This window comes from Streptomyces sp. NPDC031479, assembly GCF_055581065.1.
Genome location: NZ_JBVIKC010000065.1, coordinates 24886 through 39462, shown reverse-complemented (window position 1 = coordinate 39462; position 14577 = coordinate 24886). Strand labels below are relative to the sequence as shown.

Annotated in this window: 12 protein-coding genes; 7 read left to right on the top strand and 5 right to left on the bottom strand. The window is 74.6% G+C overall.

The features are described 5' to 3' along the window. The first annotated feature begins 154 nt into the window (after window positions 1-154). Complete coding sequence (locus tag ACZ5D2_RS38210; protein WP_371679880.1) at window positions 155-814, top strand: TetR/AcrR family transcriptional regulator; 660 nt, start codon at window positions 155-157, stop codon at window positions 812-814. Here ACZ5D2_RS38210 and ACZ5D2_RS38205 read toward each other — a convergent pair. From ACZ5D2_RS38205 to ACZ5D2_RS38185, 5 genes are all read right to left on the bottom strand, one after another. Further along, window positions 780-2180 (bottom strand): NADP-dependent succinic semialdehyde dehydrogenase, encoded by a 1401-nt coding sequence (locus ACZ5D2_RS38205; protein WP_371681358.1) that lies wholly within the window; start codon window positions 2178-2180, stop codon window positions 780-782. The genes ACZ5D2_RS38210 and ACZ5D2_RS38205 overlap by 35 nt on opposite strands. A 402-nt stretch (window positions 2181-2582) precedes the next feature. After that, a complete protein-coding gene (locus tag ACZ5D2_RS38200; RefSeq protein WP_468936015.1) occupies window positions 2583-4115 on the bottom strand; it encodes an ABC transporter ATP-binding protein in 1533 nt (510 codons plus the stop codon). Beyond that, a complete protein-coding gene (locus ACZ5D2_RS38195; protein ID WP_371679878.1) occupies window positions 4112-4984 on the bottom strand; it encodes an ABC transporter permease in 873 nt (290 codons plus the stop codon). Before ACZ5D2_RS38195 ends, ACZ5D2_RS38200 begins: the two co-directional genes overlap by 4 nt. Continuing rightward, complete coding sequence (locus tag ACZ5D2_RS38190; RefSeq protein ID WP_371681357.1) at window positions 4981-5871, bottom strand: ABC transporter permease; 891 nt, start codon at window positions 5869-5871, stop codon at window positions 4981-4983. Before ACZ5D2_RS38190 ends, ACZ5D2_RS38195 begins: the two co-directional genes overlap by 4 nt. A gap of 116 nt (window positions 5872-5987) precedes the next feature. Then, window positions 5988-7538: an ABC transporter substrate-binding protein gene (locus ACZ5D2_RS38185; RefSeq protein WP_468936011.1), complete on the bottom strand. Its 1551-nt coding sequence runs from the start codon at window positions 7536-7538 to the stop codon at window positions 5988-5990. 317 nt (window positions 7539-7855) lie between these two features. Here ACZ5D2_RS38185 and ACZ5D2_RS38180 point away from each other — a divergent pair, with 317 nt between their 5' ends. The 6 genes from ACZ5D2_RS38180 to ACZ5D2_RS38155 all read left to right on the top strand — a co-directional run bounded on the left by ACZ5D2_RS38180 (window position 7856) and on the right by ACZ5D2_RS38155 (window position 14560). Then, window positions 7856-8851: a TauD/TfdA family dioxygenase gene (locus ACZ5D2_RS38180; protein ID WP_468936008.1), complete on the top strand. Its 996-nt coding sequence runs from the start codon at window positions 7856-7858 to the stop codon at window positions 8849-8851. 30 nt (window positions 8852-8881) lie between these two features. Continuing rightward, the gene (locus ACZ5D2_RS38175; RefSeq protein ID WP_468936005.1) at window positions 8882-9943 is read left to right on the top strand and encodes an ornithine cyclodeaminase family protein; all 1062 of its coding nucleotides are present in this window, start codon (window positions 8882-8884) and stop codon (window positions 9941-9943) included. Between the two features lie 104 nt (window positions 9944-10047). Then, complete coding sequence (locus ACZ5D2_RS38170) at window positions 10048-11406, top strand: type III PLP-dependent enzyme domain-containing protein (RefSeq protein WP_468936020.1); 1359 nt, start codon at window positions 10048-10050, stop codon at window positions 11404-11406. Window positions 11407-11436: 30 nt separating this feature from the next. Continuing rightward, the gene (locus tag ACZ5D2_RS38165) at window positions 11437-12465 is read left to right on the top strand and encodes a cysteine synthase family protein (protein ID WP_371679874.1); all 1029 of its coding nucleotides are present in this window, start codon (window positions 11437-11439) and stop codon (window positions 12463-12465) included. 3 nt (window positions 12466-12468) lie between these two features. Beyond that, window positions 12469-13884 carry an MATE family efflux transporter gene (locus ACZ5D2_RS38160; RefSeq protein ID WP_468936001.1) on the top strand — a complete coding sequence of 472 codons (1416 nt, stop codon included), beginning with the start codon at window positions 12469-12471 and terminating at the stop codon, window positions 13882-13884. An 85-nt stretch (window positions 13885-13969) separates the two neighbouring features. Further along, window positions 13970-14560, top strand: a complete 591-nt coding sequence (locus ACZ5D2_RS38155; RefSeq protein WP_371679872.1) for a hypothetical protein — start codon at window positions 13970-13972, stop codon at window positions 14558-14560. Window positions 14561-14577 lie beyond the last annotated feature (17 nt).

The window sequence follows — 14577 nt, the reverse complement described above, 5'->3', positions numbered from 1 at the left end:
GATCCCGCCCCCTCCCCCCCCCTCCCCCCACCCCCCCCCCCCCCCGCCCCCCCCCCCCCCCCCCCCCCCCCCCCCCCCCCCCCCGCCGCGTTCCCCGCCCCGCATCGGTAGCCGTAGCCGAACCCGCACGCGTACCCGCACCGAAAGGAACCACATGGCCCGGATGCCCTCGGCCGAGCGGCGCCGCCAGCTGACCGAAGCGGCGATCCGCGCGATGACCCGCGACGGCGTCGCCCGGACCACGACCCGCTCCATCGCCGCCGAGGCGGGGGTGTCCCTGAGCGTCTTCCACTACTGCTTCACGTCCAAGCAGGCCCTCCTCGAATCCGTCATCGAGGCGATCACCGCCCACTACATCACGGTGGTGCGGGAGGCGATCCGCCCGAAGCCCACCCTGCGCGAGACGGTCCGGGCCGGCTTCCAGGCGTACTGGGACCACGTCTGCGACCGGCCCGGCGAGCACATGCTGACCTACGAGCTCACCCAGTACGCCCTGCGCCGGCCCGGGTTCGAGCACCTGGCGCGCCGCCAGTACGAGCTGTACTGCGATACGTACGCGGAGCTCCTCGGGCAGCTGGGCCGCGACATGCGGCTCGAACCACGCGTGCCGGTCACCGTGCTGGCCCGCTACCTGGCCGCCATGACCGACGGAATGACCCTGAACGCCCTCGTGCTCGGGGACGCCAGGGCCACGGCCGACCTCCTCGACCTGGTCACCGACCACGTCGTCGGCCTGATGGAACCGGCGGACGCGCGGCCGGGCGGCGCCGACCGCCCGCTCACCGCGGATCCGCTGCCCGCCACACGGTGGTGATGTTGCAGAACTCCCGGATGCCGTGCCCGGACAGCTCCCGCCCGTACCCGGAGCGCTTGACCCCGCCGAAGGGCAGCGCCGGGTGGGAGGCGGTCATGCCGTTGACGAAGACACCGCCGGCCTCCAGGTCCCGGGCGAAGCGTTCGAGCTCGGCCTCGTCCCGGGTCCAGACGTTGGAACTCAGGCCGAAGGGCGTGTGGTTGGCCCGCTCCACCGCCTCGTCCAGGCTGCCCACCCGGTAGAGGGTGGCCACGGGTCCGAAGGTCTCCTCCAGGTCGATCCGCATGGCCGGGGTGACGTCGGCCAGGACCGTGGGCTCGTAGAACCAGCCGTCCGGCAGACCGGGCGGGCGTCCGCCGCCGCACAGCACCGTGGCCCCCTGCCGGACGGCGTCCTCGACGAGCTCCTCCACGTCCGCGCGCCCGGCCTCGGTGGCCAGCGGGCCGACGTCGGTGGACGCGAGCATGGGGTCGCCGACGGTCAGGGCGGCCATGCCGGCCGTGAAGAGCCCGGCGAACTCGTCGTAGACGTCGGTGTGGACGATGAACCGCTTGGCGGCGATGCAGGACTGGCCGTTGTTCTGCACCCGCGCGGTCACGGCGGTGCGGGCCGCGCGGGCCACGTCGGCCGAGGGCATCACGATGTACGGGTCGCTGCCGCCGAGTTCCAGGACGGTCTTCTTCACCTCGTCCCCGGCGACGGAGGCGACCGCGCGGCCGGCCGGTTCGCTGCCGGTGAGCGTGGCGGCGGCCACCCGCGGGTCTCGCAGGACCGCCTCGACCGCGGCCGAGCCGATGAGCAGGGTCTGGAAGCAGCCGCGCGGGAAGCCCGCCCGTTCGAAGAGGTCCCCGAGGTACAGGGCCGTCTGGGGGACGTTCGAGGAGTGTTTGAGCAGACCGACGTTGCCGGCCATCAGGGCGGGCGCGGCGAAGCGCACGACCTGCCAGAGCGGGAAGTTCCACGGCATCACGGCGAGGACGACGCCGATCGGCCGGTAGCTCACCCGGACGGCCGCGGCTCCCGCGTCGGCCACGTCACCGTCGGCGGGCCGCTCGTCGGCGAGGAGGGACTCGGCGCGGTCGGCGTACCAGCGCATCGCCTTCACGCACTTCAGGGCCTCGGCGCGGGCCGCCGCGAGGGGCTTGCCCATCTCGATGGTCATGGTGCGGGCGATGTCCTCCGCCTCGGCCTCCAGGAGGTCGGCGGCGCGGATGAGCAGCGCGGAGCGTTCGGCGAAGGTGGTGCGGCGGTAGGAGGCGGCGGTCCGTGCGGCCTCGGCCAGGGCGAGCTCGATGCCGTCGGCGTCGAGCTCGTCGAAGGTCAGCAGCGTGGTGCCGGTGGTGGGGTTGACGGTGGCGATGGGCATGGTCCGGCCTTCCTGCGAGGGAACCCTCACCGACCCTCCCCCGCGGCCCGCCGCCGCGCAACGCGTGGATCGGCCGGCCGGCTCGGGCGGCGGGGCCCGGCGGGGCCTCGACGGGCGGCAGCTGCTGGGCGGCGAGCCGGCCAGGACCGGCAGCGGCGACCCGAGCGGGGTGGACATCACCAGGTGCGGGCAGCTGGTGACCCGCTTGGCCACCTGGGGCGCCGCCAGCGCGATGAACGCGATCGGGCCCGCGACGGCGACCGCTCCGGCGGACAGCACGAGCACAGCGGGACGACGGCCGTCTTGGTGCGGCCGGGGTTCGCGCCCAGTCCGCCGGGATGCCGCCGAGGGCGATGGCGGTCTCCGCCGAGCCCCTGGCCCGGGGTGACCACGCGCCACCCCTCACAGCCCGGCCAGAACCGCCTCCGTGGGACCGGACGCGGACAGCCTGCCCGCCTCCAGCAGGTGTGCGGTCAGCGTGTAGGCCGCGACCAGGTCCGGCTCGTGGCTGACCAGCACCACCGTCATCCGCCGTTCGGCCCGCAGGCGGCGCAGCAGCTCCATGACCGCGACGGAGGTGTCCGGATCCAGGGCCGAGGTGATCTCGTCGCACAGCAGCACGTCCGGCGCGGTGGCGAGGGCGCGGGCGAGGGAGACCCGCTGGCGCTGCCCACCGGACAGCTCGGCCGGGTAGCGGCCCGCGAACTCGGCCGGCAGCTCCACCTGTTCGAGGAGCCGGGCGACCTCCGCGGCGCTACGGGGACCCCGCAGGCCCCCGTGCAGCCGCAGGGGCCGCGCCAGGGCGGAGCCCACCGTGCGGGCCGGGTTCAGCGCGTCCAGTGGGTTCTGCGGGACCAGCTGCACCCTGCGGCGCTGCTCCCGGGCACGCCGGCGGGCCGTGGCGGCGAGCGGGACACCGTCCAGGGTGAGCGTGCCGGAGTCGGGGGCGCGGAGCCCGGCCAGTACGCGCAGCAGGGTGGTCTTGCCGGAGCCGGAGGGGCCGACGACGGCCGTGGCCGTGCCGGGTTCCGCGTCGAAGTCCACCGCGTCCAGGGCCCGGTGGCGCCCGGCCCGGTGCGCGAAGGCCACGCCGACCCCGCGGGCGCGGAGCCCGCCCGCGGGCCCGGCGGGCACCGGAGCGGCGGCCGGAGCGGCCCGCGGGGGCGTCACGGTGGCTCGTACGAGCGGGGACCGCGGCCGGGAGCCCGTGTCCGGCTGCGGCTGCGGCTGCGGTGGACCCGGGAGCCGGACCACCCGGTCGGCGCAGGCTCCGACCAGCTCGGGGTCGTGGCAGGCCATCACCACGGTCAGCCCGCGGGCGGCGGCCAGTTGCCGCAGCAGCACGCCGATCTCGTCGCGCAGGGCGGGGTCCAGCCCGGCCGTGGGCTCGTCCAGCAGCAGCAGCTCGGGCTCGCGGGCCAGCGCCCTGGCCAGGGCCACGCGCCGCTGCTGGCCGCCGGAGACCGCGGTGGGCCGGCGCTCGGGCAGGCCGTCGTCGACCGGGAGCCGGCATTCGCGCAGCAGGGCGAGGACGGCCGCCCGGCCCGGGTCGACGGCGGTCTCCGCGACGATCCGGCGGATCCGCATGCGGGGGTTGAGGGCGGAGCCGGGGTCCTGGCCGACGTAGGCGATCCGGGTACGGCGCAGCAGGCGCAGTTCCTCGGCGCCGAGGGAGCCGGGCTCGGTCCCCAGGACCTCCAGGGTTCCGGCGGTGACGAAGGCGCCCTCGGGGAGGTGGCCGGTCAGCGCGCGCAGCAAGGTGGTCTTCCCGGACCCGGAGGGGCCGGTCAGGGCGGTGATCCGGCCCGCGGGCACGGTCAGGGAGACCGGCCGCAGCAGGACCGGCCCGCCCGGGACGCCGATCTCCAGGCCGCGGACCACGGCGGCGGGGGCGGCGGCGCCGGACGCGTCAGGGCTCTGGTCGAGGTCGCTCACGGGGTGGTGACCGCCTTGCGGAAGGAGCGGGAAGGACGGGGACGACGGGGAGGACGGGAAGAGAGCGAGGCGGAGGCGAGGTTGAAGCTGATGGCGAGGACGGCGATGGCCAGGCTGGGGGCGAGCACGGCCCAGGGATTGAGCAGGACGCCGGGTGCGTTCTCACGGACCATCAGGGCCCAGTCCGCGGCGGGGGGCTGCGGGCCGATCTGGAGGAATCCGGCCATCGAGATGACGTACACGGCCTCGACGAACCGCAGGCCGAACAGGGCGAGCACGGTGGAGCGCAGGTTGGGCAGCAGCTCGCGCAGGGCGATGTAGGACAGCCGCTCCCCCCGGGCGGTGGCGGCCTCCACGTAGCCGGCGCGGGCCAGGGGCGCCGCGGCGGAGGCGACGAGGCGCACGGCGTACGGGGTGCCGAGGACCACGGCGGCCGCGATGACGGCCCACCGGCCGCCGCCCGGCCAGGCGAGGGCGATGAGCATGATGCCGAGGACCGGCGGGAGCAGGATGAGGACGTCGGCGGCGCGTTCCACGGCGCGGCCGAGCGTGGGGTGCAGGACCGCGAAGCAGCCGAGCACGGTGGCGAGCAGGGTGACGACGACGGCGATGAGGAGGGCGCCGCCGATCAGGGCGGCGCCGCCGTGGAGCAGCCGGCTCAGTACGTCGCGCCCGAGCTGGTCGCCGCCCAGTACGGCTCCGTCCCCGGCGGCCGCGTAGGGGGCGGTGACCGGGGTGTCCAGGGGGTGCGCGGCGAGCCACGGCCCGGTGAGGGCCAGCAGCACCAGGAGCAGGCCGGGGACGATCCGGCGCGCGGCCCGGCCGCGGGACCCGGCGCCGCCGGCCGGGTTGCCGGCGGCTGCGCTCACGGGCGGGCTCCCAGGATGCGGTCCCGCAGCAGGTCGGCGGCCAGCAGGACGAGGCTGATGGCGGCGCCCGCGCAGGCGACGACGCCCGCGATGAGCGGGGTGTCGCGGCCGCCGACCGCCGAGGCCAGGACGCTGCCGACGCCCGGGTAGTTGAAGAGGGTCTCCACCACGACGGCGCCGCCGAGCAGCATGCCGGTGGAGGTGGCGATGCCGGTGGCGATCGCGGGGACGGCGCCGGGCAGCGCGTGGCGCAGGACGACCCGGCGCACGGGCAGCCCGTCGAGGTGGGCCGCCTCCACGTGCGGGGTGCGGGCCTGGTCGGCGAGGGCCCCGCGGACGATCCGGGTGTTCCAGCCGGCCTGCGGGATCACCAGCGCCAGGACCGGCATGACCAGCATGGTCCAGGAGCCGGGCGCGCCGTCGGCGCCGGTGAGGGTGACGGCGGGCAGCCAGCCGCTCCACAGGGCGAGGACGAGGAGCAGCCCGACGGAGACGACGAACTCGGGCACCGCGAAGGCGGCGGTGGCGGCGTGCGAGACGATCCTGTCGGTGAGCCGGCCGGGTCGGCAGGCGGCCCAGCAGCCCAGGGCGAGCGAGGCGAGGACGGTGAGGAGGAAGGCCGTGCCGCCGAGCAGGAGGGTGTTGGGGAGCGGGTCGGCGAGGAGGTCGGTGACCTTCTGCCCGCGCGCGCTGGTGCCGAGGTCCCCGGTGGGCAGGGCGGTCATCCAGTCGGCGAAGCGTTCCCAGACCGGGCGGTCGAGGCCGAGCAGGTGCCGGCGCGCCTCGACGTCCGCGGCGCTGTCCCCGCGCTCGGAGCTCGCGCTCGCCGCGTCGCCGGGCAGCAGCTCGACCGCGGCGAACACCAGGGCCAGCAGGAGGACCAGCATGAGGGCCCGGCGCGCCACCGCGGCCGCGAGGCGCAGCAGGGGGCGGGCGCGGCGCGCCGCACCGGCCTCCCCCGGGGTTCCGGGGGAGGCCGCCGCGGGCTCCGGGGCCGTGCGGCTCAGGCCAGCCACGCGTTCTCCAACTGGACGCGGCCGTAACCGGGCAGCGTGGGCAGGCCCTTGACCTTGGTGGCGGCGAGGTCGATGCCGTCGGCCATGCCCCACAGGAGGTAGCCGGAGCGCTCGTGCTCGATGCGCTGGAGCTCCTTGAGGACGGCGGCCCGCTCCTTCTCGTCGGCGGTGGCGCTCGCCTTGCGGTAGGCGGCGTCGAAGGCGGGGTCGTTCCAGCCGGTCTCGTTCTGCCCGGCCTCGGAGACCATGGTCTTGGAGGCGAAGAAGGCGACGGAGTCGTTGGTGCCCCAGTAGGTCGTGTAGAAGTCGCCGGTCTTCCAGGTCTTGTTCCAGAAGGCTCCGGACTCCTGCTTGACGACCTCGACCTTGATGCCGGCCTCGCGGGCCTGGTTGGCGAAGAGGGTCGCGGACTCGGCGAGTCCGGCGATGTCCTCGGTGGTGACGAGGAAGTAGGTCCTCGACAGGTCGAAGTCCGCCTCGGCGAGGAGCCTCCTCGTCCGGTCCAGGTCCCGTCCGCGCTGCGGGACGTCCTTGGCGTAGGCGGGGTCGCCGGTGCCCATGATGTCGTTGGCGACCGTGCCGTAGCCGGAGAGGACCTGCTTGACCATGGCGCCGCGGTCGACGACCAGGCGCATCGCCTCGCGTACGCGCGGGTCGGCGAAGGGGCTGCCGGCGGCGGCGCGCATGACGATCGGCATCGCCATGTCGTCGGGGCGACGCAGGACCCGGATGTCCTTGCGGGTCGCGGCGGTGCGGGCGGCGACGGCGCCGGCGTTGGAGGCCACGTCGATCTGGCCGGCCAGCAGGGCGTTGGCCATGGCCTGCGGGGTCTCGAACATGGTGACCTCGATGGCGTCGAGGTGCACGGTACCGCCGTACCACTTGTCGTTGCGGACCAGGCGGGCGTTGCCGCCCCGGTACCAGTCGAGCCTGAACGGGCCGGTGCCGGGGGCCTTGTCGAGGGCGCCGTCCGGGGTGTCCTTCTTCATCACGAAGGTGGTGAGGCGCGTCATCAGCGGGAAGTCGGCGTTGGCGTGGTCGGAGACGACGACGACCGTGTCCGCGCCGTCGGCCGTGATGCTCTCGGGCCCCTTGACCCCGGGCAGGCGGGCCGCACCGGAGGGGGTGGCGCGCAGCCGGCGCAGCGACCAGACGACGTCGTCCGCGGTGACCGGGGTGCCGTCGTGGAAGGCGGCGCCCCCGGCGAGCCTGAAGCGCCAGGTCTTCAGGTCGGCGGAGTGCTCCCAGGAGGCGGCCAGGCGGGGCACCGTGTTGGTCTTCGCTCCCGGCACGGCGAGGGTGTCGAAGACGAGGGCGATGACGAGGTAGTCGCTCTCGTTGGCCTGGGTGCCGTGGGGGTCGCGGGTGATGGCTCCGGCGCGACCGAGCGCGCCGATACGGAGCGTGCCGCCGCTCTTGGGACCGGTGTCCCCGCCGGGCTCGCCGTCCGTGGTGCCGCCGTCTTCCGAGGAGCAGGCGGCGAGCAGGGCCGCCGCGCCCATCGCCCCTCCGGCCCACAGCACTTGACGCCTGTTCATGTCCACGTACGTCCTCGTTCCACCAGAGCAACGGAGTGAATGCTTAGGTTTGCCTACCCTAAGAACAACCCCTCTCGCAAGTTGCCGAACGCGATGGGACTCATGTCCGAATATCGATCCCGAGTGACCAGCAAGTAAGGTTTGCCTTACCTCACTTCGGTGCTAGCGTTCGAAGCGTTCCCGGTTCTGCAGGTTCGCGAACGGGCTCCAACTCCCCTACCGGTACTGCCAGTTGCCGCCCCCTGCCGTCCCTCGGGAGAGAGCGCGCCCAGAGAACCGGGCTCCCCCTGCCATCCGAAGAAACGGATCTCCTCGCCATGAGCACGGCAGCCGCCCCCGTCCGCCAGCTCGATGCCCACACCGTGGCCGACCTCCGCCGGGCCGCGGAGGAACTCCTCGCCGAATTCGGCACCTCCGCCACGAGCCCCCGGCTCCTGGCCCGCGTCCGCGACGTGGCCGGCGGCCTCGGCGAGGACCTGCGCCGCCAGTGCCGTCCCGTCGACACCGCCGACGGCCTGTTCGTCCTGCGCGGCCTCGACGTCGACGACGCGGCCATCGGCCCCACTCCCGCGGGATGGGCGAGCGCCGGTGACAGCGGCGCCGTGTACGACCTCGCCCTCCTCCTGCTCGCCACCGTGATGGGCAACCCCATCGCCTGGGAGGGCCAGCAGGACGGCCGCTTCGTCCACAACATCGTTCCCTCGCCCGGCCACGAGAGCGCGCAGACCGGCGCCGGCAGCTCGGTCCTGCTCAGCCCGCACACCGAGGACGCCTTCCACCCCGGCCGCGCCCACCTGCTGATGCTCGGCTGCATGCGCAACCACGACCGCGTCGCCACCACCGCGGCGAGCATCCGCCGCACCCGGCTCGCCGACGCCGACGTGGATGTCCTCACCCGACCGGTGGTGCCGATCCTGCCCGACGACGCCTACGCCGAGGCACAGGGCTACGCGGGCCAGGCGCCGCCCCCCGTCCCCGCCCTCTTCGCCACCGAGGACGGCATGACCCTGCGCTTCGACCCGGCGTACACCCCGCTGGAGGAGGCCGACGGGGCGTACCGGTCCGCGTACGGCCGGCTCGCGGACGAACTGGCCCGGGTCTCGATCGCCGTCAGCCTGAGCCCCGGCGAGGTCCTGGTCGTCGACAACGACCTCGTCGTGCACGGCCGTGTCCCCTTCCGGGCCCGCTACGACGGCACCGACCGCTGGCTCAAGCGCGCCTCGGTACGCGTCCCCGGCCGCCGCACCCGCCCCGACGCCGAAGCCGGCGAGCACGGCTACGGCCAGAGCGCCCTCGAAGCGCACGCGAGCTGACCACCCGCCCCGCACCCGGAGGACCGACCCATGACCGACACCACGGCCGGCACCGCTTCCGCTTCCGCAGCCGCTCCCGCTCCCGCCCCCGCCCCGGCCCCGGCCCCGGCGGACGACCGGCACCTGCGCGTCCTGTCCACCACCGACCTCGCCGGGATCGACATATCCCTGGCCGACGTGGTGGAGACGGTGGAGGGCGCCTACCGCACCCTCGACGCCGGCCTGTCCGACAACCCCCGCAAGCTCACGGTCACACCGCGCGACGGGCACTCCGTCTCCTACGCGATGCTCGGCCGCGACGGCTCCCGCGACGTCGTCGCCGTCAAGACGTCCTACAAGCACGGCCTCGACAGGGGCCGCGAGGAGCAGCACTACTACACCGCGCTGACGCTCTACGACGACGTCACCGGCCTGCCCGTCGCGATGATGGACTGCTCCCGCGTCGGCTCCCTGCGCACGCCCGCCGTCTCGGCGCTGCTGGCCCGCGAACTCGCCGCCCCGGCGGCCCGCACCGCCCTGGTCATCGGCACCGGCACCCAGGGCCGGCTGGCCCTGCCGTTCCTGCTGACCACCCTCCCGGACCTGGACCGGCTGATGCTGTCGGGTACGCACCCCGCGGGCATCGCCGCCGTCCGCGAACGGCTGCGCGCCCACTTCCCCGACCGGGACGTGGAGCTGGTCACCGACCTGCGGGCGGCCGCCGCCGACGCCGACGTCATCGTCGCCACGGCGGGCGGCCACACCCCGGCCGCGGTGGAGGCGGACTGGCTGCGGGCCGGCGCGCTGGCGGTCCTCGTCGGCCACGGGCTGGCGCCGTCCACCCTGCACGAGGCCGACCGGCTGATCGCCACGAGCGAGGCGCAGATGCACGTCACCGGCACGGACATGGCCGACGCCGATGGCGGACTCCCGGCGGTGGACTGCGAGTTCCCGGCCGTTCTCGCCGGGCGGAGCAAGGGCCGGACCGGCGCCGACGAGCGGATCTTCGCCTACAACAGCGGTCTCGTCGTCACCGACATCGCCCTCGGACACCGCTTCGCCCAGCTCGCCCTCGCCCAGGGCCTGGGCACGGAGGTCGCACTGTGGGCGTGAACGGCACGACGACGCCGGGCGGTTCGGCCGCGGGGACCGGCTCCGCCCCGGGGACCGGTCCCACCGCGGCCACCGCCGCCGGTCCCGCCGCGGCCCGTGCCGCCCTGCCCACCGTGCCGGTCCTGCCCGACGAAGCCACCGAGCGGGTACTGGCGAGCGGACTGCTGCCCGAACTCGCCCACGCCTTCGGCGGCCCGTTCCACTTCCTGCTGCCCGAGGCCTTCGACACCAACCTGCGGGGCATGCGGGAGGCCCTGGCCTCGGCCGGGGTCGAGGGGTTCGTGTACTTCGCGAAGAAGGCCAACAAGGCCGCCGCCTTCGTCGAACGCGCCGCGGCCGGCGGGGCCGGCGTGGACGTGGCCTCCGTGGGCGAGCTGCGCGAGGCCCTGGGGCACGGCACACGGGGCGAGCACCTCGTCGTCACCGGGCCCGCGAAGGATCCGGCTCTGCTGCACCTGGCCGTCCGGCACGGAGCGCTGATCGCCGTCGACGCCCTGGACGAACTCGACGCGCTCGTCGCGCTCGTCGGCGGGGGGCTCGCCGGGCGGATCCGTCCGGCCCGGATCCTGCTGCGCTGCCTGCCGCCCGACCGGCCCCACAGCCGCTTCGGGCTCTCCGAGCCGGAACTGGCCACGGCACTGGACCGGTGCGTGCGGGCCGGGGACGCCCTGCGCATGGAGGGGTTCGCCTTCCACCTCTCCGGCTACGCCCTCCAGCCCCGGGCCGACCTCGCGGCCCGGCTGGTCGGCCTGTGCCTCACGGCGCGGGTACGGGGTCTGGAGGCGAGCCGGATCAGCATCGGCGGCGGTCTGCCCGTCAGTTACACCGACGCCGAGAGCTGGCGGGGCTTCCTCCACGGGCAGCACAGCGGCCACTACCACGCCGGAAGGACCTTCCACACCGGCGACTTCTACCCCTACCACTCCCCCGTCGCCGGCCCCGAGGCCCTGGCCGCGCTCCTGGCCACCCGCCCCGAGAGCCACGGGCATCCGCTGTCCCGGCTCCTCCGCGACTCCGGCGTACTGCTGCTCCTGGAACCCGGACGGTCCCTGCTCCACCAGGCCGGAGCCACGGTCTTCCGCGTCCAGGGCGTCAAGGAACGCGCCGGCTACCGGATCCTGACCGTGGACGGCACCAGTCTGAGCCTGTCCGAACAGTGGTTCAACAGCGAGTACCTGCCCGATCCCGTCCTCCTGTCCCGGGACCCCGGGGCCGAGCGGGGGACGTTCCCGGCGAGCGTCGGTGCGGCCACCTGCCTGGAGTCGGACCTGCTCACCTGGCGCAAGATCCCCTTCCCGGCCCTCCCCCGCACCGGTGACCTCCTCGTCTACCCCAACACGGCCGGCTACCAGATGGACTCCAACGAGTCCTCCTTCCACGACCTGGCCCTCCCCCCGAAGGTCGTCGTCGACCGGACCGGCCGGGCGCGCCCGCGCTGGCGCCTGGACCGCCACTTCACCTGACGTCCCCGCCCCGACCCTCTGGAGTCCCCGATGCCCGGAGCCCTTGAGCGCCCCGCCCTGGTATCCCGCGTATCCGAACTCGTCGGGTACACCCCCCTGCTGGAACTGGCCCGGACCGCCACCGGCAGCCGTCTGCTGTTGAAGCTGGAGATGTTCAACCCGACCGGCACGGCCAAGATCCGCATGGCCCGCGCCATGGTCGACGCCGCCGAGGCGGCGGGCGAACTCCGGCCGGGCGGCCGGATCGTCGAATCGACCTCGGGCAACACCGGCCTGGGTCTGGCGGTCATCGCCGCGGAACGCGGCTACGCCTTCACCGCCGTCGTCGACCACCACGCCTGCCCCGACAAACTGCGGGGCATGAAGGCGCTGGGCACCGAGCTCGTCTACGTCGTGGACGACGGCAGCGGGGAACTCGCCACCGCGGCCCGCGAGGAACTCGCCGAGGACATGGCCCGCGGGCGGGACGACACGGTCTTCACCGAGCAGCACAACAACCCCGCCAACGGCGTCGGTTACTTCGCCGTGGCCCACGAACTGCACGAGGCCCTCGGCGGCCGGATCGACGTGCTCATCGGCGCGGTCGGCACCGGCGGCGCCCTCTGCGGCACGGGCCGGGAGCTGGGGAGGCTGATGTCCGGCTTCACCGTCATCGGCGTCGAACCCAAGGGCTCCATCGCCTTCGGCGGCCCGGCCCACGACTACCACCAGTCCGGTACCGGCACCCCCGAGGGAGCCGGGATAGGCGCCCTCGTCGACTTCGACCTCATCGACGAGGGGGTCAAGGTCGGCGACGTCGAGGCCTTCGCGACCTGCCGCGCCGTCGCCCGTACCGGGCTCCTCATCGGCGGCTCCGCCGGAGGCGTCGTCCACGAGGCCCTCACCCGGCTGCCCTCCCTGCCCCCGGGCACGACCGTGGTCGCCCTCGTCAACGACGGCGGCGAGAAGTACATGGACACCGTCTTCGACGACGACTGGATGCGGGCCCGCGGCCTCCTCGACCCCGAGGTCGAACGGGAGATCGAAGAACTGCTCACCAAACTCCGCGGGAACCGGTAGACCATGCCCACCACTCTCCTCCGCGACGGCCGCGCCCTCGGCACCCTCGCCGTGCCCCTGATCCTCACCCAGCTCGCCCAGGTCGCGCTGACCACGACCGACACCGTGATGATGGGGCTCCTGGGCACCCGGGAGCTCGCGGCCGGCGGTCTGGCCATCGTCATCTTCAACCAGCTGCGCACCATGGGCGTCGGCCTCGTCACCTCCGTCGGCAACCGAATAGCCGCCGCGGCCGCGCGGGCCGAACGGGCGGCCGGAGGGGGCGACGACGTCGCGGGGGGAAAGTCCGCGGACGACGAGGTGCGGGGCATCGTCCGGGCGAGCCTGGCCGTCGCCACGCTCGCCGGCGTCATCGGCGCCGTCCTCATGGTCCTCATCGGCCGGGCCCTCGGCCCGCTGGGCCAGGACGCGGACGTCGTCGGTCCCGCCCGGGCGATGCTCCTCGCCCTCGCCCCCGGGCTGCTGCCCTGCCTGTGGTTCCAGGCCGTACGCCAGTTCACCGTCGGCATGCGCCGCCCGCAGGCCCTGCTGCGGATCACCATCGCCTCGGTCGCGGTCAACGCGGGCCTCGACTGGGTCCTGATCCACGGTACGTTCGGCCTGCCCGGGCTCGGCCTCACCGGTATCGGCGTCGCCACCTCGACCGTGTACCTGCTGTCCTTCCTCGCCCTCCTCGTCTCGGCGAAGCGGGACGAGCGGCTGGCACCGCTCCTGACCCTGGACCTCACCAAGGCCGACCCGGCCACCGTCAGGCAGCTGGTCGGCCTCGGCGTCCCCATCGCCGCCACCTACGGCTCCGAGGCCGGGTTCTTCTCGCTCACCGCGCTCATGGCCGGCTCCTTCGGACCCGACGCCCTGGCCGCGCACACCGCCGTCAACCAGCTCGTCTACATCGTCTTCCAGGTCGCCGTCGGGCTCTCCCACGCGGCTTCCCTCACCGTCAGCCGCGAGCTCGCCCTCGGCCACCACGACGACGCCCGGCGCATCAAGAACACGGCGCTGGCCTGCGCCGCCGCCGTCATGGCCGTCGTCGGACTGGTCTACCTGACGGTTCCCCGGCTGGTCCTGGCGCCCTTCCTGGACTCCGGTTCCGGTACCGGCCAGGCTCCGGCCATCGCCGCGCAGCTCCTCGTCGTCACCGCGTTCCTGCAGTTCTTCGACTGTGCGCAGAACATCGGCGTGGGGCTGCTGCGGGGCCTCGACGACACCAGGAGCGGGTTCCGCATCACCCTCGTCGGCTACTGGGCCGTAGGACTGCCGGCGTCGTGGATCCTCGCGTACGCACTGGACCTGGACACCCTCGGCATCTGGCTCGGCCTGCTCACCGGCCTCGCCACCACGGCCGTCCTGCTGCTGCGCCGCTACTCCCGCTCCCTCACCGCCCACGCCCTGGCCCACCCGTCAGCGGCCACCTGCTGAGACCGCGGTCCCCCGGACCGCGCCCGGTCGCACAATGGGAGCAGGGGGACCGGGCCGGACGGACACGGCGGGAGGCACGTACCCAGTGGACGAGCAGGAACAGGACGCGCCGGGCGACCGCAGGCAATGGGCGGCGGCGGTGCTGGCGGGCCTGGGCACGGCCGAGGACATCGACCGCGCGCTCACCACGGCGCTCGACCCGCACCCGGACCTGAGCGCCGAGAACAGCGTCCGCAGGGCCCGCGCCGTCCACGCGGCGGCCCTGGGCCTGGGGCCCGCCGGATGCGCGGCCGCGGCCGGGATCCCGGAGCCGATGCTGGCCGGCTGGCGCGCCCACGACCCGGCCTTCGACACGGCGCTCGCCTCGGCTTCCGCCCTGGCCGAGGCGCACCGGGTCGGGGCGCCCGGCAAGGTCGGCGGTTTCGGCCTGCGCCTGCTGCTCCAGTCCGTGGCCAAGGGGGTGCACGCCGGGACCGCCGCGGCGATCGTCGGCCTGCGTTCCGACCAGCTGCTGCGGCTGCGCCGGGCCAACCCGCAGGTGTCGGCGCTCCTCGACGCAGCCGTCCAGCAGGCGAGGGGCCTGCGCGGGAGCGACCGCCGGCCCCGGCGCGGCCACGCCTACCGGCTGGTGCACGTCAGCGACGCCGTACCCCCGGAGGAGACGGCGCAGCGCTGAGGAAACGGCCGGACGGG